This window comes from Nocardioides sp. J9, assembly GCF_007829375.1.
In the GTDB taxonomy this organism is placed as follows: Bacteria; Actinomycetota; Actinomycetes; order Propionibacteriales; family Nocardioidaceae; genus Nocardioides.
This window is the reverse complement of record NZ_VLJQ01000048.1, coordinates 1-1,261: the sequence shown is the minus strand read 5'-3', so window position 1 is coordinate 1,261 and position 1,261 is coordinate 1. Positions and strand designations below refer to the sequence as shown.

Genomic DNA, 1,261 nt, shown 5'->3' with positions numbered 1-1,261 from the left:
GCTCGGGTTCCGCAACCTCACGAACTACATCGCCAGGTCGCTGCTAGAGACCGGCGGCTTCAGACCGCAACTACACCCTGGATTGGGATGAGCCCTGAATCGGAGGCCAAGACGTTCGCACAGGAATTCTTTAGGAGGCAGTAGGTTCCCGTCCTTACTCGATCCACGCGGTAGCGAGCCACCACAGGAGGAATGCCTGACCATTCGCTGCCGGTCCGCCGTCGGGGCGGAGCGCCCGGCCATGCCGCTGTCGGACGCCCGGCCGATGCCGATTGGAGGGCGGCATGCCAGCCCGCGGCCGCCGGATGTGGGCGGCTGCGACGATCGCTTGACGCCGCGGGAGCCCGCGCGTCGGCGCGATAGGCAACCGCGGTGGGTCAAGAACTCTCGTGTGGGGGACCCCAGCGGACTTCACCTTGCTTGGGCTGTGTCTGACACAGGCACGACCACGTGGGAGCGGCACCAGCATGGACAGCTCGACGGTCGTCAGTGGTTGTTGCTTTACCTAGGTGCTTGAATGCTCCTCACCGGGTCCCGACAGGGGCAAGTCCGGGCGCCCGCGGAGCGCCCGACCACTGGTGCCTCAACTCGCTGGCGTCTTGTGCGCTACCTGAGCGGTTCTTCGTATCGGCGCGACTCGGGCACTTGAAACCACTCGACCTCGATATCGTCGATACTGCTCGGCGGCTCCATGCCCTCCCCAGCAATTTCGACCATCGGAATGCCTAACTCTCGACAGAAGTCGAACACCTGCGACCCAAGGAGCCTGTCCTTCAGGCTGGATACATGGTCAATGGCATCTTCCGAGTTGGTGTGTTCGTATCTACATAGGGTCGCTCCGGTGTCCAAGCGATAGAGGATGACGTCGCAGAATCGCTTTGGCTCATACCAGAGCAAGCTAAGCCCGACTGTCGCGAACAACATCAGGACGTTCTTTACGTAAGCCCCAACCGTCCACCAAAAGGTGGTCTCGCGGTAGACGACTCGAACACCGATCCACCGTGCTGCAACGGCGGAAGATCGCCAGGGATGGTCGTTGGCCGCCTCGTTCATCTGAGCCTCTCCTTCTGGAGTGCTAGTTGGGGAGTTGCTGAACGCTCGAATCCCTAGGCTGTCGGCTTATCCGCACGAGGGCTACGGACCGATCCCGAGACTAGCTCTCGTCGCTCATGCTCGAACGATCCCACGCGAGCGCCGCTCCCTGAGCCCGACATCGCCCGACCATGCCGCTGTCGGGGCGGAGCGCCCCGACCATGCCGCT

The 1,261-nt window shown here is 62.9% G+C and carries 1 protein-coding gene; it reads right to left on the bottom strand.

The features are described 5' to 3' along the window. Window positions 1–606 precede the first annotated feature (606 nt). Window positions 607–1,053 carry a hypothetical protein gene (locus L615_RS03895; RefSeq protein ID WP_145724186.1) on the bottom strand — a complete coding sequence of 149 codons (447 nt, stop codon included), beginning with the start codon at window positions 1,051–1,053 and terminating at the stop codon, window positions 607–609. Window positions 1,054–1,261: the final 208 nt, after the last annotated feature.

Bases quoted from the DNA above. Each gene is read 5' to 3' on its own strand.
- L615_RS03895 (WP_145724186.1), bottom strand. From the start codon at position 1,053: ATGAACGAGGCGGCCAACGACCATCCCTGGCGATCTTCCGCCGTTGCA.